Below are 19479 nucleotides of genomic sequence, written 5' to 3'. Positions count from 1 at the left end.
ATGACCGTCCCAGCACTCGCCCCGAGGCCCTTCGCCCCCCGCAGGACGGAGCTGGTCGGCCGTGACAGGGAGATCGAGGAGGTCCTGCGGGCCGTCGACGCGGCCGAGCACTCCGTGCTCACGATCACCGGCGTCGGCGGGTCCGGCAAGACGTCGCTCGCCGTCGAGGCCGGTCACCGGCTCGCCGGTCAGTTCGGGCGCCGGTGGCTGGTCGACCTCACCGCCGTCGACCACCCCGAGGACGTCGTCGTCCACGTCCTGCACGCGGTCGGCCTGCGGTCCGCCCATGGTGACCCCCACGACGTGCTCACCGCCGAGCTGCAGCGCGGACCGTCGCTCCTCGTCCTCGACAACTGTGAGCACGTCCTCGATGCCGCCGCCCATCTCGTCGGCGTCGTCGCCGCGACCTGCCCCGAGCTGACCATCATCGCCACCAGCCGCCGGCCCCTGGACGTCCCCGGGGAACACCGACTGAGCCTCGGGCCGCTGCCCGTGACCGACGACGGCGCGCCGGGCGCTGCCGTCCGGCTGCTGGCCGCACGAGCCAACGCCCTCGGCGCCCGGCTCGACGTCGGTGGACCCGAGCGCCACCATCTCCTCTCGGTGTGCCGCCGGCTCGACGGGATCCCCCTGCCGCTGGTGCTCGTCGCCACCCACCTGCGCACGATGACCCCCGCCGAGCTCGACGGCCGGCTGGCACAGGGCCTCGGGCTGCCGTCGTTGCGCGGCGGCACCGCTCACCAGCGCACCATGACGGCGTCGCTCGACTGGAGCCTGGCGTTGCTGTCCGACGAGGCCGTCGGCCTCTACCGCCGCCTCGGGACCTTCGTCGGAGGCTTCGACGCGGCATCGGCCATCGCCGTCGGGCCGCCCGGCACCACCCCGGAACGAGTGGCGGAGACGCTCTGCGAGCTGGTCGACCACTCGCTGCTGGAGGCCGACACCACCGGGAGCACGACGCGGTACCGCATGCTCGCCGTCGTCCGCGAGCACGCGCGGGCCGGGCAGGACCACGGGGCCGACGCCGACCTCGCGGTCGCGCACCGCCGCGCCGTGCTGGAACGGGTCGCCTCCCACCGTCACCGCTCGCGGTACTTCTCGCCGGACCAGGTCGCCGAGCTGGAGGACCTGCACGACGACGTCGTCGCGGCCATCGACAGCGCCGTCGCCGCGCGGGACGCCCCGGTGATCGTCGGTCTGCTCACCAGCACGATCCGCTTCTGGCGTGTCACCGGTCGCATCCGGTTCGGGCTCGACCGCACCATCGGCGCGCTCGACGCGCTCGACGGGCCGGACCGTTCCGTCATCGAGTACCTCCGCGCGGACCAGGAACGTCTCCTGGGGCTGCTCGGCGAGGCCGCCGTGCACGCCCGGGACTCGTTGGAGCAGATCCGTCGGGACGGTCCGCACGCCTGGCTCCCCTTCGCCCTCGGGGTGCACGGCGACGTCGCCGCCGCACAGGGCCGGTTCGACGACGCACGCGCGGCCTACCACGAGGTCAGCGGCATGTACGACCCGCAGGACGACCCACGCCTGCACGCCCTGTGGTGCGCCAACCTCGGCGGGATCGAGCTCGCGGCCGGGCAGGACGACACGGCGGCGGAGCTGCTGGAGGAGGCACTCGAGATCTTCCTGGTCCATCCGCCCGTCTGGCTCGTGGGGCGGGTCCGGGGGCACCTGGGCGTCGTCGCGCGCCGCCGTGGCGACATCACGAGCGCGACCTCCCTCCTGCTGCAGGGCCTGGACGACCTGGCACGCTACAACGCCCTGGCCGAGGCGGCGCCACTGGTCGACGAGCTCGCCCTCGTCCTGGCCGCGACCGGCCGTCCGCGGGACGCGGAGGACTGCCGCCTGGCCGCCGTCGCCATGCGACGGCGCATGGGGTCGCCCGACCCCACGGACACCGAGGACGCCGACGGTGAGTCGACGCTGTCCATCGTCGAGGTGGTGGAGCTGGGTCGGCGAGCCGCCCGGCCTCGCCGCGACGGGCTGCTCACGCCGCGCGAGCTCGAGGTGGCACACCTCGTGGCCGAGGGGATGACGAACCCGCAGATCGCCGCGCGGCTCGTCATCTCCCCCGGCACGGCCCGCACGCACGTCGAACGGATCCGGACCAAGCTCGGGGTCGGTTCACGGGTCCAGGTGGCGCGGTGGGTGCTCGAGGAATACGTCGATCGACAGATGCGCTGACGTCGCCCGGGCACGCACGATGGAGGCGGTTCGGGCGGCCGGTCGAGACGGCCTGCCCGGGATGTCGTGAACCGTTTCCCCCGGCGGTTCATCGTGACGCGTCGGTGGCGCCGGCTCGGCCGGCGCCACCGGTGTCCGGGGGCCGACCTCACCGCTGCGGACAGTCGAGCACCAGGCCACGGTCGCGCACAGCCAGCGACACCGTGCCGCACTCGTCCGTCCGCACCACCCGGGAACCCACCGACTCGTAGAGCCGCAGCGCCGTGTCCGTGGGATGCCCGTAGTCGTTCTCCCCGACAGGGACGAGCGTCACGCGAGGGCTGAGCAGGGCCGCGAGGTCTGCCGACTGCGACGCCGACCCGTGGTGTGCCATCTTGACCACTTCCACCGGGCCGGCGGGCAGACCGGCAGCGACGAGGCGCCGCAGGAGATCCTCCTGGCCGGCCAGCTCCAGGTCACCGAGGGCGACGACGTCCACCCCGGCGGCCGTGCGCACCGCCAGCGCGACGCTCGCGTCGTTCGCACCACCGCCGGCGTAGGCGCCCAGCACCTCCCAGGAGGCGGAGCCCGCGACGCCGCGCTGACCGGGATCGGCGACGGCCACAGGCACCGACGCGGCGCCGAGCGTGTCGCGCGCCCGCCGCGCCGGCCCGGCCGGCTCGTCCAGGGGCGACACGAGGGCCGAGGTCACCGTGCGGCCCGCGAGGACGTCGTCGAGCCCGCCGACGTGGTCGGTGTGGAAATGGCTCAGGACCAGCAGGTCGATCTGGTCGACCCCGAGGCGCCGAAGGCACCGTGCCGCGTCGGGGCCGGGCGGCCCGACGTCGACCACGACGGCAGCCCGCGGCCCGCTGCGCACGACCAGGGTGTCGCCCTGGCCGACGTCGCACGCCACCACCTGCCAGTCGCCCGAGGCCCCCGACGACCCGGGACCGGGCAGGTTGCCGACCACGAACCCGGCCGCCACGAGCAGCACCCCGGCCGTGGTCGCGACCAGGACGCGCTGCGGCACCGACGCACGACGCACCGAGCGGGCCAGGCGACGCCCTGCGGACCGCGCCCGCTCTCCCGGCGGTCGTCGCCAGCCTCGCCCGGGCGGTCTGCGCAGCACCAGCCAGAGGCAGACCGCCGTGGCAGCCGCCAGCAGCAACGCACCCGCGACCCCGTCGAGCCAGGGCAGTCGTGCGCCAGGCAGGCCGGCGAAGACCTGGGCGACCCCGGCGATCCAGGCCGTCGCACCACCGGCCACCCAGGCCACCACGGCGGCGAGGCCTGGTGACCAGGGGGCGATGACGGCGGCCAGCAGTCCGAGGACGGTCGCGGGCACCAGGGCAGGCGTGGCCAGGAGGTTCGCCGGCACGGACATCAGCGGCACCGCGGGGTCGAGCAGGACGAGCACCGGCCCGCACGCCGCCTGCGCGGCCAGCGGCACGGCCAGAGCGAACGCGAGGGCACGACCGCACCACGGAGCGAGCCGCCGAGCCAACGGGCCCGTGAGCAGGATGATCCCCGCGGTCGCCGAGCAGGACAGGGCGAACCCGAAGGACCGCGACATCCAGGGGTCGACGACCAGCAGCACCGTCGAGGCCACCGCGAGCGCGGGCGGCCCGGACGACGGCCTGCCCAGCGCCAGGGCCAGCAGGGCGACGGCGCAGGTCCACGAGGCGCGCAGCACGCTGGGCTCGGGCCGCACGAGCAGCACGAAGGCGACGGCCCCGACGACGAGCAGCAGCACGCGGGCTCCTCGCGGCACGCGCAGCAGCACGCAGGCGGCGGTCAGGGCGGCCAGCACGATCGCGAAGTGGCTGCCGGAGACGGCGGTCACGTGGGTCAGACCGGTGGTCCTCATCGCGTCGCGGATCTCGTCGGGCAGTCGGGTGGTGTCCCCGACAGATGCCCCGGGGACGAGCCCGCGAGCCTGTGGCGACAGTCCGTCGGTGACCTCCAGGAGCGCGGTCCGCACCGTGGTCGTGCCCTGCAGGACGCGGCCGGGTGGCGCCGAGGTGCTCACGGCGGTCGCGGTGGCCGAGGCCACGGTCCCGACCCCGATCCCCGGCGGTCCGAGACGGACCTCGGCAACCAGGTCCGCGCCGAACCCCGGCGGCGAGCCCGGTGCGGTGACCTCGACGTGGCCCCGCGTCGCGGACGCCGCACCGCGGGCACGGACCTCGTCGACGGCCAGCACGTAGCGGTGACCGTCACCGAACGTCGCCGGCCGGGGTTCGGACGCGACGGTGCCGTGCAGCGTCGCCACGGCCTTCTCCGCGGCCAGCTGCGGCAGCGGACCTCGGGCAGCGCTCTGCACGTGCACGGAGACGCCGACCGCGACCACGCAGCCCGCGACGAGCAGCAGGTGCGAGACGGCCGGGCGTCCTGCCCCTCGACCCCGGAGCGGCGCTCGGTCCGGTCCTGCACCTCGCTCGCAGAACAGCAGGACGACCGCTGTGAGCACCGCCAGGGCGGCGAGGACGACGACGAGGTCCGCCCGGAGAGGACCGGTGGACGTCCACGCGGTCGCCCACGCCACGAGGGCCGTCGGCGCCAGCCGCAGGTCCCGACTCACCACGTGACGAGGTCGCGGACGTCGGCCAGCAGCGCCGGTCCCACCCCGGAGATCTCGGTGAGCTCCTCCACGGCCGTGAACGGCCCGTTCTCCTCCCGCCAGGCGACGATGCGCTCGGCGGTGACCGGGCCGACCCCCGGGAGCGACATCAGCTCCTCGGTGCCCGCCGTGTTCAGCGGCACGAGACCGCCGTGGCCGACCTCACCGGACGGTGCCGACGACGCCGACGACGCCGACGGCGGCACCGGTGGCTCCTCGCCAGGCGCCGGGACGTACACCTGCTCCCCGTCGACGACAGCACGCGCCAGGTTGAGCGCCGCGAGGTCCGCGTCGTCGGTGGCTCCACCGGCCGCCTCCAGCGCGTCCGCCACCCGCGAACCGCCCGGCAGGTCGACGAGTCCCGGGTCCGCGACCTGTCCGACGACGTGCACGACCACCGCGGGGCCGTCGGTGGCCGGCTCGGGCCCCGGCGCGACCGACGCGCCCTCGTGTGCCGGCAGGCCCACGTCACCCTCGGGCTCCATGTCCACCTGCGCGGCCGGCACCGCGTCGACCGCCACGCCGAGCTCCTCGCCGCCCCCCGTGGACCAGGAGGTCAGCGCGAGGACGGCCACGGCGATCAGCAGGAGCACGGCGCAAGCACCGACCGCAGCGGGTCCCGACAGGGCCCACCGGCTGCGCGTCGCTTGCTCGTCCGCGCCGAGAGGGTGCCCGTGCGCCGCGCTGTAGGCCGCCGCGACGTGCCCGGCCGAGCGGCGAGAGCGCAGCCGCTCGACGAGCTCGGCCTCCTGCTCGTCCGCGCCGGGTCCGGGCGTCGGTGCCGGTGTCGGTGCCGGTGCCGGCGCCGGTGGCGAGTCAGGTGCCGGCGGGCGCGCGGCGTCGAGGGCCGCACGCAGGGCATCGAGGCGTGCTGCCGCCTCAGGGCCGGGGCTCGTGTCGGTGGTGGTCACGGCGCGAGGCTAGGGAACCCCGTACCCCGTGCGGCGCCGTCGGAACACGACCTCGGGACGGCTCCGACCTGTGGGCAGCCTCGAGTGGTCGTCCTACCAGGGCCCGCCCGGTTCGAGGTCGAAGACGTGGCCACCGCGGTCCACCACCACCACCGCGAGCGCACCCGGGCCCACGTGAGCCCCGAGCACCGCGCTGACCGGGGTGACGACCGGCCGCAGCCCCAGACGGTCGTGCAGGACCGTGGCGACCTCCTCGGCCCGCTCGGACGCTCCGAGGTGGTGCACGGCGACGGCGGGCCGGGTGGCCGTCCGTGCGCGGTCGACGGCCAGGTCCACCAGTCGGGCCGTCGCCGCCTTGCGTGTGCGCACCCGCTGCACCAGCTCCACCCGCCCGTCCCGCAGGCCGAGGATCGGCCGGACCCCGAGCGCCGTACCGAGCGCCGCCGCCGGGGCCGAGAGTCGTCCACCACGCCGCAGGTGCTCCAGGGAGTCGACGAGGAAGACCGCCCGCGCCGACGCGGCCACGTCGGCGGCACGCTGCGCCACCTGTGCCGTGTCGCCGCCGGCAGCGGCGCACCGGGCCGCCTCCACCGCCGCGTAGCCGAGCGCCATCGCGGCCGTGCGCGAGTCGACGGCCCGCACCGGCACCATCGCCCGCTGGCCGGCCCGCCGAGCGGAGGCGAGGGTGCCCGACAGCTCACCGGACAGATGCACCGAGACCACCGACCGTGCACCCTGCTCGACGAGCTCGCGGTAGGCGTCGGCGAGCTCGACGGTCGACGGTTGAGACGTCGTGAGCCTCTCGCCGCCCGCGATGCGCAGGGCCACGTCCTGCGGGCTGACGTCCACACCCTCGCGCAGGGAGCCGTCCTCCGTGACGACGTGCAGCGGCACCACGAGCGGGCCGTGGCCCGGCCCGTCCCAGAGCTCGGCGTACTCCGGGTCGTCGACAGCGGGAAGGCAGGCGGTCGAGTCCGTCACGACGCGCACCGCGGGAGATTCAGGCATCGGTGCGAGTGTAGCGATCGCGGCTCGCCGCGCGGTGCCCCGCGGTGTCACCTCCCGCGCGCGAACCGTACCGGGTCGGGTTAGCGTGCCTGTCATGCCCGACGATGCCACGCCCACCGCTCACGCAGCGGACCGGGTCGTCGCAGGTGCAGAGACGCACCCCGACCGAGCAGTCGTCGACGCCGGTGAGGTCGACCACCCGGGAGGAAGGAAGGCACGCACCAGGGCGTGCCCGAGACCACCGAACGGACCGCGCCCACCGGCACCGTCCCTGACAGGGGGGTAGGTGGGCCACGTCGTCGGGCGCCGGCAGCTCCGGTGCCCGACGACGTGGCCTCTGCCCGACGGCGTCGCCTCGCGCGGGTCGGCCCCGGGGGTCACAGGGGCGGCAGCACCTCGGCGTGCCAGATGCGGTCCATGTAGTCGCGCATCGAACGGTCCGAGGAGAAGAACCCCGAACGCGCCACGTTGAGCACCGCGGAACGGCTCCACGCGTCCGGGTCCCGGTAGGCGGCCTCGACGCGCTCCTGGGCGTCCAGGTAGGACTGGAAGTCGGCCAGCACCATGAAGCGGTCCTCCCCCAGCAGGTTCGACACCACCGGTTCGAAGGTCGACCGGTTGCCGCCGGAGAACTCGCCGTGGGCCACGAGGTCCAGCGCGCGCCGCAGCGAACGGTTCTTCTCGTAGTACGACGACGGACGGTAGCCCGCCTCCTGCATCGCCGCGGCCTCCGGCTCGGTCAGGCCGAAGAGGAAGAAGTGGTCGTCACCGACGAGCTGGCGGATCTCGACGTTCGCGCCGTCGTCCGTCCCGATCGTCAGGGCGCCGTTGAGCGCGAACTTCATGTTCCCCGTGCCGGAGGCCTCCTTGCCGGCGAGAGAGATCTGCTCGGACAGGTCGGCGGCCGGGACCAGGGTCTCGGCGACCGTGACGTTGTAGTTCGCCGGGAAGGCGACGCGCAGCACCTTCGAGACCTCGGGGTGCGCGCCGACCACGGCACCGACGTGGTTGATCAGCGCGATGATCTCCTTGGCCATGACGTAACCCGGCGCCGCCTTGGCCCCGAAGACGACCGTGCGGGGCACCAGGTCCTCGACGGCGACCTCGCCCGAGACGATCCGGTCGTACAGCGTGATGACGTGCAGGATCTTCAGTGTCTGGCGCTTGTACTCGTGCAGCCGCTTGACCATGACGTCGAGCATCGTGCCGGGGTCGATCTCGATCCCGTCCCGACGGGCCAGCAGGTCCACGAGCCGGTGCTTGTTCGCGTCCTTGACCTCACGGAACCGGCGACGGAACTCGGCGTCGTCCGCCAGCGGCTCCAGGTCCCGCAGCCTGTCGAGGTCGGTCACCCACCCCTCGCCGATGGCCTCGGTGATCAGCCCCGACAGCCCCGGGTTCGCGAGCCGGACGAAGCGTCGCGGCGTCACGCCGTTGGTGACGTTGGTGAACTTCTCCGGCCAGAACCGCGCGAAGTCCGCCAGCACCTTGTCCCGCAGGAGTTGGGAGTGCAGCTCGGCGACGCCGTTGACCTTGGTCGCGGCCACCGTGGCGAGGTGCGCCATGCGCACGCTGCGTGCCGGGTGCTCCGCGATGATCGACATCCGGCGCACGAGCAGCTCGTCGTCCCCGGAGTGCTCCCGCACCCGAGCGAGGAACTCGTCGTTGATGCGGTAGATGATCTCCAGGTGACGGGGCAGGAGCCGGCCCAGCACGTCGACCGGCCACACCTCCAGCGCCTCCGGCAGCAGGGTGTGGCACGTGTAGGCGAAGCAGCGCCGGGTGACCTCCCACGCCTCGTCCCAGTCGAACCCCTCCTCGTCGACCAGGATGCGCATCAGCTCGGGCACGGCGATCACCGGGTGGGTGTCGTTGAGCTGGAAGCAGATCCGCTCCGGCAGGTCGTGCAGGTCGAAGTCCTCGGGCAGGAGCTGGTTGATGAAGTCGCGCAGCGAGCACGCCACGAAGAAGTACTGCTGCTGCAGGCGCAGCTCCTTGCCCTGCGGCGTGGAGTCCTCCGGGTAGAGCACCTTGGAGATGTTCTCCGCGAACGTCCGGGAGCGCACCGCTTCGGCGTAGTCGCCGTGGTTGAAGATCTTCAGGTCGAACGCGTGGGTCGCGCGCGAGCTCCACAGGCGCAGGGTGTTGACCCGTCCGTTCCGGTAGCCCGGCACCATGTAGTTGTAGGGGACGCCCAGCACCTTCCAGCCGGGCACCCACCGGGTGCGCTCGACGGCGTCGTCGCCCTCGCCGTCGACGTACCGCTCGGTGTGCCCGCCGAAGCCCACCGTCACCTCGTGCTCCGGGTGGGCGAACTCCCAGGGAGCGCCACCCACCAACCATTCGTCGGGCTTCTCGACCTGGCGGCCGTCGACGAACGTCTGACGGAAGATGCCGTACTCGTACCGGATGCCGTAGCCGATCGCCGGCACGGACATCGTCGCGAGCGAGTCGATGAAGCAGGCGGCGAGTCGACCGAGGCCGCCGTTGCCGAGCCCGGGCTCGACCTCCGCCTCGCGCAGGTCGGCGAGGTCGATGCCGAGGGACGCGAGCGCCTCGGCCGCGATGTCCTCGAGGTCCGCCGCGACGAGCGCGTTGTCGAGCTGACGGCCCAGCAGGTACTCGGCCGAGAGGTAGGCCACCGCCTTGGGCTGGCGTCGGTAGTGCTCCGTCGTCGTGGTGATCCAGCGCGCCATGAGGTAGTGGCGCACGGTGCGAGCGAGCGCGAGGTAGTGGTCGTTGACGCTCGCCCGCTCGAGGATCGTGCCCTGGGCGAAGTTCAGCTCGCGCAGGTACTCGCGGACGAAGCCCTCGACGGTGTGCTCCGGCGTGGCGATCAGGGGGGTGGGTTCGGTCACGTGCCCGACACTACCCACGGCGGTGCGGTCGTGTCCCGGGGGCACCACGAACCGACGCCGCTCCGAAACATGCCCGTAGCCTGCCGTTCAGGTGTGGTGCGGCCCACGTCTCGCCCGCTATGGTGCGTCCGTCCTCCGCCCCCGACGTCGTGGAGCAGCATCCCGTGACCGGCACCACCCGACACCGCCTCCTCGGCGCCATCCTGAGCCTCGCCGTGGCCCTGACCGGACTGGTGGTCGCCGCCCCGATGTCCGCCGCCGCGGACACCAGGCCGCCGAGCGCTCCGCGGGTCTCCCTCGACCGCTGGCTCACACCGAAGAAGGTCCACTTCTCGGGAACCAGGCAGTGGCGTCCCCGTGCGACGTGGACGGCGGCGCGCGACGACCGCCGCGTCAGCGGCTACCAGGTCCAGGTCAAGTTTCCCGGCGGCCGCTGGCACCGACCCCACAACCGCGCCTGGCGTTCCCCCGACAGGCTCCGGTACCGCGGCGTCGTGCTCAACCCCGGCGAGCAGATGTGCCTCCGGGTCCGTGCCCGTGACCAGGCCGGCAACGTCAGTGCCTGGTCGAAGCGCCGCTGCACGTCGGCACCGTTGGTGCCGCTGGAGGACTTCGACCATGACCGGACCATCGTCCGGGACTCCGGCGCGGGGACACACCCCTTCGCCGTCGTCAGCAAGCGGAACAAGGCGGTGCCGCGGACCGACGCCCGCGTCAGCGGCGTGCGCGGCGTGCGGGTCTCGGTCCGCACGGGACCGAGCTCCGGCCGGATGAAGGTCTACGTCGGTAAGCGGTACCTCGGGACGGTCGACGCCCGCTCCTCCACCACGCGCTGGCGCGGCGTCAAGCTCACGATCCCCGCCGACCAGGCACGCACCGGTCGCCTGCGCTTCGTGCCCGTGACCAAGAAGCCGGTGAAGGTGCGGTTCGTCTGGCCGATCGGCTGACTCGTTCACACCCCGACGAGGGTGACCAGGCGTGATCGGCCCGAGGCGTCCTTGACGGCCTGCAGCACGACGTCGACGTGCGGCTCCAGCGCGCTGACCTTGTCCAGCGGCGCGCCGATGACGAGCTGGAAGCCCAACCCTCGCCAGGCGCCCACGGCCCGCCCGGCGAACCGTGCGTCGGCCTTGATGAAGGCCTCGTCGAGGAACACCGGTGCGTAGCGGGGCCGTTCGGCTCCGGCGTCACCGAGCTGGTAGCGCAGCGCAGCCCCGACGATGAACGCCACGAGCTCCTGCGACTCGCCGCCGGACTTGCCGGCGATGTGGTCGTAGACGCTGACGTGGTGGCCCGCGAGGTCCACGCACTCGGCACTGATCCGCACGTGCTCGCGCACGTCCACCAGACGTCGGCGCTCCGGGGAGTCGGGACGGATCCGGTCGATCAGCCGGGCCATGCGCTCGTAGCGTCGCTGCCGCTCGCCGGGCGTCTGCTCGCCGGGGTCGGCCGCGAGGTCACGCAGCTGCCTGCGGAACGAGACCACGTCGCGCGCCTCGGTCACCTGGGCCGTGATGCGCAGGCGGTGCTCGTCGTCGCGGAACGGCAGGGTGCCCAGGATCGCGTTGACCGGTTCCATCCGCTCACGGATCTCCGCCACGGAGCGGTTCATCACGTTGCCGAGCAGGGTCAGGTCGTGCCCGCTGAGACGGCCCAGAGTGCGTGACCACCGTTCGGCGAGCTGGTACAGGCGCTGGTCCTCGATCTCGTCGAGGATGCGCGCGAAGTCGTCGTAGGACTCCTCCGGGTCCGTCCCCAGGTTCGGGTTGGGCCAGGCGTCGCAGAACCGCTCGAACACGCCGCGCAGGGCCGCACGTGCTGTCCGTCCCGCCTCGAGGGCCTCGTCGCGGTCGCGGACGAGCTCGCGCACCACGGCCGCCGTCGCCTGCTCCAGCGCAGCCAGGGAGAGCGTGTCCGGTTCCGACGGCGACACCGCGGTCAGGGCCGCGTCCAGCCGCTCGCGCTGAGCCCGGGATGGTGCCACGCCGGCCTCCTCGGCCCTCTCCACGGCGTCCGTGACGCCGTCGACGAGCTCGGTGATCGCTGCCCACTGCTCGCCCAGCTCGCGCACCCGGTTCTCCGCGTCGGCGCGCTCGCGGTACAGCTCGGTCAGCCGGGACCGCAGCCGTTGCTCGTCCTCGGCCAGGCCACGGACCGCGTCCGAGCCGTCCCGCAGCGCCACCAGGCGCTCGACACGGTCGGCCACGGCCTGCTCGGCGCCCGCGACGTCCACGTCCTCCCAGGACACCCGCAACACCTGGCTGGCCGCCACGAACTCGTCCGTGTGCGCCGCCTGCCGCAGTCGCGCACCTTCCAGCGCGGCACCGGCGTCGCGCAACGCGTCCTGCGCCGCGTCGACGTCGGTCTCGATGCGGCTGCGCCGGCGGCCGTTCGAGAAGCCGAGCACCGACGGACGTCCCGCTCCCCCGTGCGCGCCGCGTGCGCCGTCGGACATCTGGCCGGTGCGCGTGAGCGCGCGGGGGTGGTCGCGGAGCTCGGAGGCGTCGTCGACGCAGACGTAGCCGAACCGCTCGGCGAGCCGTCGGGCGAGCCAGCCACCGAACGGGCCGGCCTTGACCTCGAGGCGCCCCGGCAGCGTCGAGGGGTCGGCCTCGTCGTCCAGCGGCAGGCCCGTGGGCACGCCCTCGAACCGGACACGCCGCCGCAGGGGCACGGCATCGATCGCCGCCCGGAAGTCCGCGAGGCGGTCGGCGTCCACGAGCAGCGTCGTCGCGAAGCCACCGAGCGCGAGGGAGACGGCGTCGCGCCACGGCTCGTACTCGCCGCGCACCTCGAGCAGCTCGCCGACGAACGGCAGCTCGTCCACCGTGAGCCCGGCCGCCTCGGCCAGCGCGACGCGTGCCGCGTGCTCCTCGGCGGGGACGTTGCCCCGCCGTCCTGCCAACGACGACTGCTCCTGCTCGAGGCGGGCCAGGCGCTTCTCGGCCTCGGCCACCGCCTGCCGGGCCGCGAAGACCTGCTCCTCGTGGTCCCCTGCTCGCTGGGTGCGGTCGTCGACCAGGTCACGGGCCCGGCGCAGCACCCGGCCGAGGTCCCGCTCCGAGGAGACCTCCTCCTGGAGGATCGCGAGCTGCGCCTCCAGACCGGCCCTGGCGGTCCGCACCTCCTCCAGGGTCTCGGTCCGACGGCGGATCTCCCGCTCCGTCGACTCGATGGCGTCGCCGCCCTGGTGGCGCAGCGACGCCCGCACCTCCTCCAGGTCCGCCTCGGTCGAGGCGATGCGGGCGGACGCGGCCGCGCGACGCTCCTCGGCGGCCCGGTGCGCCGCCCGGTTCGACTCCTCCTCCGCCCGCACCAGGGCGAGCCGACGGCCGTCACGCCAGGCGCCGAACACCGTGGGGCCGGCCGGCGCGGCCTCCTTCCGCCCCTCCGGCACGCCCAGGGTCTCCAGCAGAGCGACCGCACGCTGTGCGGACTCGACCTGCTCGCGCAGACCCCGCATCGGCCGCAGCACCTCGACCTGCCGGTTCGCGGTGAGCATCTCCGAGCGCACCGCGCTCAGCTCGTCGAAGTGCTCGACGGCGCGGTCGGCCACCTCGACCGTCTCCGGCTCGGTGAGCACCATCGCCTTGTACAGCGCGTCGACGGTGGTGATCGCCTGCCCCGCCTGGATGCGGCCCAGCAGCTGCATCGCCTTGTGCCCGTCCCCGGCCGCACCGATGCCGAGCGCGGAGTGCAGGCGCGTGGCGAACGCGACGTCGGTGTCGTACAGCGACAGCCCGGCGTCGGTGAGACCGGCCCGGGCGAACCGGCCCGCCGCCAGAGTCTCCAGCTCGCGCAGGTCGAACGCGCCGTCGGCCGTGGCCCGCACCACGACGCACTCCTCGTTGCGTGTCGCGCCGCGGGGCACGTACCAGGCGCGGAGCGCCGTGAGGACTCCGCCGGACTGGTCGGACCACGACATCGCGATCGCCGTCCAGGTGTCCGCCCCGTCGCCGCGCAGCACCTGCTCGCGGCTCGTCGCTCCGTCGGCCCGCGACTCGTCGAGCTTGCCGCGGGCGTACGACAGCACGTTGCGCTGCTCGCGCCCTCGGGCACGCCCCGCCGCGGCACCGTTCGAGGCGCCGTTGAACGGCGTCGTGTGACTCATCATCAGCGCGATGTAGGCGTCCAGCAGGGTCGACTTGCCGGAGCCGGAAGCCCCGGAAAGCAGCGTCGCGGACGGTGAGAAGCGCACCTCGTGGTGGCCGTGGTAACCGCCCCAGTTGACGAGCTGCATCGAGGTCGCGGTCCACTGGCGGCCGTCGGAGGCCGCCGGGATGAGGCCGAACAACGAGTCGGTCATCCGGACGCCCACCGGGTTCGTGACGCTCATTCGTCGATCTCCTCGGGGCTCTCGGCGGCGTGCTCGACGGTCTCGGCGGAGGCGCCGTGCAGCCACCTCGTGAGCTCACGCAGCCTGTCGACCGGCATCAGGATCTCGACCACCGGCAGGATGCGGTAGCGGCCGGTGACGACCTCGTCGAGGACACGCTCACGGGCCAGCGCCGCCACCGCGTTGTCGATCTCGCGCCGTCGGGCGGCGAGGTTCGTCTCGTCGTGCGCCAGGAAGCCGAGCGCGTAGTCGACCATCTCCTCGGTGTCGACGTAGGCGGCGGTCTGGCCCGCACCCTGCTCCTGCCGGAACCGGTTGCGGACGAACAGCATGAGCAACGTCTCGACGCGCTTGTACGGCTCGTCCTTGAGCAGCACGGGGATGGTCAGCCCGTCGGACCGGACCTGACGCTTGTAGGCGATCTCGTAGTCGCGGTCCACGACCAGCTCGACGAACAGGTCGTGCAGGCGCGAGGAGATGACCTGCTGGTGGCTCAGCAGCGCCTTCCACTCGACAGGGTGGTCCGCGGCCGCGAGGTAGCGCCGCTGGAGCAGGAGGGCCAGCACCCGGCGGGCCCCGAACGGCAGCACACCGGTGTCGCCCGGGAACAGCCCCGGGTCGTCGTCCTCGACCGCGACGGCCTCCACGAAGGTGCCCGACGCCGCAGCCTCCTCGTCTCCGGTCACCTCCGCGGCACCGGTCTCCTCGACCGTGTCCAGGTCAGTCATCCGTCCTCCTGATCGGGGTGCGGGGCAGCACGAAGTCGCGGGCCGTCCCGTCGGCGCGCACGGCCGTGACCTGCTCGAGGTCGTCCGCCGGGACGTCGCCCGACGTGCCGCCGTCGGCGGCTCCGTCGGTCGCGACGTCGAGGTAGCCGAGCAGCTCGACCGGGCGACGCAGGTCCTGCGGGCCCGCGGCGAACGCCTGGCCGACGCTCGACGGGCCGGTCAGGGTGCCCAGGTGCGCCAGGATCGCGGCGTGCTGGGGCCCTCCCATCGCGCGCAGGTCGGCGATCTCGTCGCTCGGGGCGGGATCGTCGGCCCAGTCCTCCAGACCGTCCGGCGGGGTCTCCGGGCGCAGGTCGTGCAGGGCGGTGCGCAGACGGCCGGGGCGCGCCCGCTCGAACCAGCGCAGCGGGTCCACCCGGGCTGCGCGCCCGGACGACGGGAACCAGTCGGCCATGGCCGCCGTGGCCTCGCGCAGGGCGTCGTCCAGCTCCCGGTCCCGCAGCGGGTTGTGGTGGCGGACCTGCGCGGTGACCGTGCGCGAGGCCCGGGCCTGCGCGGCCAGCACCACCTCGATCGCACCGACCAGCTGGGAGCGCAGGCTCGCCAGCACGGCCCGGTGCTCGGCGGGGAGGTCGGCCGCGAACGGGTGCGCGAGGATCGAGCCGACCCGGCGCTCGAGCCCGTCGAGCAGGTCCGGGTCGCCGAGCAGCTCCATCGCCCCGGCGAACGCGCGGCCTTCCGGGGTGCGCTCCAGCAGGTTCTCCGAGGCGTCCAGGTAGTCGGCGACGACGACACCGGTGGTGCGCTCGTCCTGGCGCAGCCGCGTGACCATCTCGCGCTGCAGCACGGCGATCGACTCGGCGACGCGGGCGAAGTCGGCGGGCAGCTCGCGCACGAGCGACAGCACGTGGTCGTACTGCTCGACCAGGCGCGACGGAGCCACCGACTCCACCTGCCCGCCCGCCTCGAGGCGCTCGAGCTCTGCCTGCGTCTCGTCGACGCGCGAGCGCAGCTCACGCATCCGCGCCTCCCGGTCGGGGTGGGCGTCCCGCGCCAGGTCCTCGACGGTCACCAGCAGCGTGCGGATGCGCGACTCGCTGACCAGTCCTCGTGTCCCCTGCGTGCGGGCGACGACGTCCAGCGCCTCGGTCGCATAGCTGGACAGCTGGTACCGCTCGGCGCCCGTGTCGTCGAGAGACCGCACCAGCCAGCGCTCCCGCACCCACCGCGTGCACAGCACCCGCGCCGGGTCGTCGGGGACACCGCGCGCAGGCGTCTCGGCCGCGCCGGACACCGCCGACCGCAGCCCGGCCAACAGGTCGTCGACCTCGACGTGCAGCTGCTCGGTGGCGACCGTCGGCCGGTCCGGGGTGAAGACGCAGCGCAGCAGCGCCACGACCAGTGGGGCCTCGGCCTTGTGCAGCAGGCCGAGCGTGGGCGCGGCGAAGGCCTGCTCGACACCGGCGAGCGCCGCGGCCAGGGGCGAGAGGCCCGCTGCCGGCCGGTCCGGGACGAGGCTCATCGCAGCGTGGCCGCAGCGAGCACGGACGCCGGGTACATCGCCGCGGCGGCCACGACCCCGGTCACCGCACAGCCCGCGAGGACGGGCAGCCGACGTCCGCGTGCCCGGGCGATACCCTGCGCGGCGGCTCCGGCGAGCAGCCCGCAGCCGACCGCCACGGCGAACCGCGCTCCAGCCACCACGTCGGGTGCGGTCGCCACGGCACCGGCCAGCCAGACGACGGTCCCGATGCCCAGCAGCGTCGACCCTGCCCAGAGGGTCTTGTTGCGTCCGCGCGCCTCCGTCATACCGAGCCCGCAGCTCAGACGACGATGTTCACGAGCTTCGGCGCGCGCACGATCACCTTGCGGATCTCGGCGCCGTCGATCGCCCGCTGCACGTTGGGCTCGTCCAGGGCGGCGGCCTGCAGGTCCGCCTCGGAGATGTCCGGGGCCACCTCCAGACGTCCGCGCACCTTGCCCTTGACCTGGATCACGCACGTGACCGTGTCCGCGACGAGGTACTGCTCGTCGGCCGTGGGGAACGGCTCGCGGGCCAGCGAGTCGGGGTGCCCGAGCCGCGCCCACAGCTCCTCGGCGATGTGCGGGGCGATCGGGGCGACCATGAGCACAAGCGGCTCGACGGCGGCACGCGGGACGACGTCCAGCCCGGTGAGGTGGTTGTTGTACGTGATGAGCTTGGCGATCGCGGTGTTGGGCCGCATCTGCTCCATCTCGACGCGGACGTCCGCGATGGTGCGGTGCAGGGCGCGCAGGGTCTCGCGGCCGGGCTCGTCGTCCGAGACCACCGGCTCACCGGTGTCCTCGCTGACCACGTTGCGCCACAGCCGCTGCAGGAACCGCTGGGAGCCGACGACGTCGCGGGTGTTCCAGGGGCGCGACAGGTCCAGCGGACCCATGGCCATCTCGTAGACGCGGAAGGTGTCGGCCCCGTACTCGGTGTACATGTCGTCCGGGGTGACGACGTTCTTCAACGACTTGCCCATCTTGCCGTACTCACGCTGCACCGGTGCGCCGTCGTAGGTCCAGCCGGTCTGCTCGTCGCCGGAGACCTCCGCGGCCGGCACGTAGGAGCCGCGCTCGTCGGTGAAGGCGTAGGCCTGGATGTAGCCCTGGTTGAACAGCTTGCCGAACGGTTCGCGCGAGCTGACATGCCCGAGGTCGTGGAGCACCTTGTGCCAGAACCGTGCGTACAGCAGGTGCAGCACCGCGTGCTCGACGCCGCCGACGTACAGGTCGACGCCGCCGGCAGGGCCGGCCGTGTCGTTGTGCTGCGGTCCCATCCAGTACCGCTCGAGGGCCGGGTCGATCACGGGCAGCGCCGCGTCGGTGGCGCCGTCGGCCCCCTCCGAGCCCCAGGCCGGGTCGAGGTAGCGCAGGTAGTACCAGCAGGATCCGGCCCAGTTGGGCATGGTGTTGGTGTCCCGGCGGTACTGCTGGGGGCCGTCGCCGAGGTCAAGGGTGACGTGCACCCAGTCGTCGTTGCGCCCCAGGGGCGCCTCCGGCTCGGAGTCGCGGTCGTCCGGCGCGAAGGTGCGCGGTGAGTAGTCCGGCACCTCCGGCAGGTCCACGGGCAGACGGTCGGCGGGCACCGCCACCGGGCGGTCCTGCGCGTCCCACAGGATCGGGAAGGGCTCGCCCCAGTAGCGTTGACGGCTGAACAGCCAGTCGTTGAGCCGGTAGGTCGTGGTGCCCTCGCCGGAGCCCCGCGCCTCCAGCCAGTCGATGATCTTCGACTTGGCTTCCGCGACGCCCAGGCCGTCCAGCGAGATCTCGTCGTTGGACGAGTTCACCGCGACGCCGTCGCCGGTCCAGGCTCCCTGGTGGTCCTCGGGCAGACCCCCGGCAGGCTCGACCGTGCGCACGATCGGCAGATCGAAGGCCTCGGCGAACGCGTGGTCGCGCTCGTCGCCGCCCGGGACGGCCATGATCGCCCCGGTGCCATAGCCCATCAGGACGTAGTCCGCGGTGAACACCGGGACGGTCTCGCCGTTGACGGGGTTGACGGCCAGGTGCCCGGTGAACACGCCCGTCTTCTTGCCGGCGTCGGCCTGCCGCTCGACGGCAGTCTTGGCCGCGGCCTCGGCGCGGTAGGCGGCGACCGCGTCCACCGGGCTGGTGTGACCGCCGGTCCACGCGGCACGGGTGCCGTCGGGCCAGGTCGCGGGGACCTCGTCCAGCAGCGGGTGCTCCGGGGAGACCACCATGAACGTCGCCCCGAACAGGGTGTCGGGCCGCGTCGTGAAGACCTCGATCTCGCTCCCCGCACCGGCGGCGTCGCGGGCGGCGTCACCGGAACCGACGACGTGGAACCGGACGTTCGCGCCGGTGGAGCGGCCGATCCAGTTCTTCTGCATCGCCTTGACCTTGTCCGGCCAGTCGATGAGGTCCAGGTCGTCCGTCAGGCGGTCGGCGTACGCGGTGATCCGCATCTTCCACTGGCGCAGGTTCTTGGTGAACACCGGGAAGTTGCCGCGCTCGGAGCGGCCGTCGGCCGTGACCTCCTCGTTGGCGAGCACCGTGCCCAGACCGGGGCACCAGTTCACCGGGGACGAGTCCACGTAGGCCAGCCGCTGGGAGTCCAGGACGTCGCGCTGCTCGCCCTCGCTCAGCGTGGACCACGCGCGGCCACCGGGCACGGCACGGGTGCCCTCGGCGTACTCGGCCTCGAGCTCGGCGATGCGCCGCGCCTTGCCGAGCCCGCCGTCGGGCCGCACGAACTCGGGGTCGTACCAGGAGTCGAAGATCTCCAGGAAGATCCACTGGGTCCAGCGCACGTAGTCGGAGTCGATGGTGGCGAAGGAACGCCGCGGGTCGTGCCCCAGCCCCATGCGACGCAGCTGGCGCCGGTAGGTGACCATGTTGCGCTCGGTGACCAGGCGCGGGTGCTCACCGGTCTGGACGGCGTACTGCTCGGCCGGCAGGCCGAAGGCGTCGAAGCCCATCGCGTGCAGCACGTTGTCGCCGCACATCCTGCGGAAGCGTCCGACGACGTCCGTGGCGATGAAGCCCAGGGGGTGCCCGACGTGCAGCCCCGCGCCGGACGGGTACGGGAACATGTCCATGATGAAGAACGGCTTGCCGTCGCCGGCGTGCTCGCCGTCGCCGCTCGTGAGCCCGCCCGTGGGGTTCGCGGCGTAGAACGTGCCGCGCTCGTCCCAGCGGTCCTGCCAGCGCTCCTCGATCACCTGGGCGAGGGCAGGCGTGTAGCGGTGGGCGTGCTCGGAGGGGCGGTGCGGCGTCTCGGCGTCTGGCGTGCTCACGCCGGGGAGTCTACCGGCCACCGCCCGGCGGACCTGCCGCTCTTCGGTCGTCCCGGAGCCGC

At 73.5% G+C, this 19479-nt stretch carries 11 protein-coding genes; 2 read left to right on the top strand and 9 right to left on the bottom strand.

Translation table 11 applies throughout. The annotated features are described in order from the left end of the window. Nucleotides 1-2190, top strand: a complete 2190-nt coding sequence (locus tag HDG69_RS17880) for a LuxR C-terminal-related transcriptional regulator (RefSeq protein WP_171785180.1) — start codon at nt 1-3, stop codon at nt 2188-2190. A 148-nt stretch (nt 2191-2338) separates the two neighbouring features. Here the strand turns inward: HDG69_RS17880 and HDG69_RS17875 are convergent, their stop codons facing one another. The 4 genes from HDG69_RS17875 to HDG69_RS17860 all read right to left on the bottom strand — a co-directional run bounded on the left by HDG69_RS17875 (nt 2339) and on the right by HDG69_RS17860 (nt 9569). Continuing rightward, nucleotides 2339-4753 (bottom strand): ComEC/Rec2 family competence protein, encoded by a 2415-nt coding sequence (locus HDG69_RS17875; RefSeq protein ID WP_171785179.1) that lies wholly within the window; start codon nt 4751-4753, stop codon nt 2339-2341. Then, nucleotides 4750-5703, bottom strand: a complete 954-nt coding sequence (locus tag HDG69_RS19665; protein WP_171785178.1) for a ComEA family DNA-binding protein — start codon at nt 5701-5703, stop codon at nt 4750-4752. Before HDG69_RS19665 ends, HDG69_RS17875 begins: the two co-directional genes overlap by 4 nt. 93 nt (nt 5704-5796) lie before the next feature. After that, entirely contained in the window at nt 5797-6711 is a 915-nt protein-coding gene (locus HDG69_RS17865) for a DegV family protein (protein ID WP_171785177.1), read from the bottom strand. A gap of 377 nt (nt 6712-7088) precedes the next feature. Then, complete coding sequence (locus HDG69_RS17860; protein ID WP_171785176.1) at nt 7089-9569, bottom strand: glycogen/starch/alpha-glucan family phosphorylase; 2481 nt, start codon at nt 9567-9569, stop codon at nt 7089-7091. A gap of 164 nt (nt 9570-9733) precedes the next feature. On the opposite strand from HDG69_RS17860, the gene HDG69_RS17855 reads away from it, so the two are divergent. Continuing rightward, nucleotides 9734-10516, top strand: a complete 783-nt coding sequence (locus HDG69_RS17855; protein WP_171785175.1) for a glycoside hydrolase family 78 protein — start codon at nt 9734-9736, stop codon at nt 10514-10516. 5 nt (nt 10517-10521) lie between these two features. Here HDG69_RS17855 and HDG69_RS17850 read toward each other — a convergent pair whose 3' ends face one another. From HDG69_RS17850 to leuS, 5 genes are read right to left on the bottom strand one after another with little or no spacing between them, the layout of a single operon-like run. Beyond that, nucleotides 10522-13905, bottom strand: coding sequence for an ATP-binding protein (locus HDG69_RS17850; protein ID WP_171785174.1), 3384 nt, complete (start codon nt 13903-13905; stop codon nt 10522-10524). Continuing rightward, nucleotides 13902-14633 carry a DUF4194 domain-containing protein gene (locus tag HDG69_RS17845; protein WP_171785173.1) on the bottom strand — a complete coding sequence of 244 codons (732 nt, stop codon included), beginning with the start codon at nt 14631-14633 and terminating at the stop codon, nt 13902-13904. The genes HDG69_RS17850 and HDG69_RS17845 overlap by 4 nt, the downstream gene beginning before the upstream one ends. Then, complete coding sequence (locus HDG69_RS17840; RefSeq protein WP_171785172.1) at nt 14626-16155, bottom strand: DUF3375 domain-containing protein; 1530 nt, start codon at nt 16153-16155, stop codon at nt 14626-14628. Before HDG69_RS17840 ends, HDG69_RS17845 begins: the two co-directional genes overlap by 8 nt. Further along, complete coding sequence (locus HDG69_RS17835) at nt 16152-16442, bottom strand: hypothetical protein (RefSeq protein WP_171785171.1); 291 nt, start codon at nt 16440-16442, stop codon at nt 16152-16154. The genes HDG69_RS17840 and HDG69_RS17835 overlap by 4 nt, the downstream gene beginning before the upstream one ends. A gap of 14 nt (nt 16443-16456) precedes the next feature. Then, nucleotides 16457-19417, bottom strand: coding sequence for a leucine--tRNA ligase (leuS, locus tag HDG69_RS17830; protein WP_343036513.1), 2961 nt, complete (start codon nt 19415-19417; stop codon nt 16457-16459). Nucleotides 19418-19479 lie beyond the last annotated feature (62 nt).

Source organism: Isoptericola halotolerans (assembly GCF_013149785.1).
Classification (GTDB): Bacteria; Actinomycetota; Actinomycetes; order Actinomycetales; family Cellulomonadaceae; genus Isoptericola; species Isoptericola halotolerans.
The sequence above is the reverse complement of the archived record's forward strand: the minus strand, read 5'-3'. Positions and strand labels throughout refer to the sequence as shown.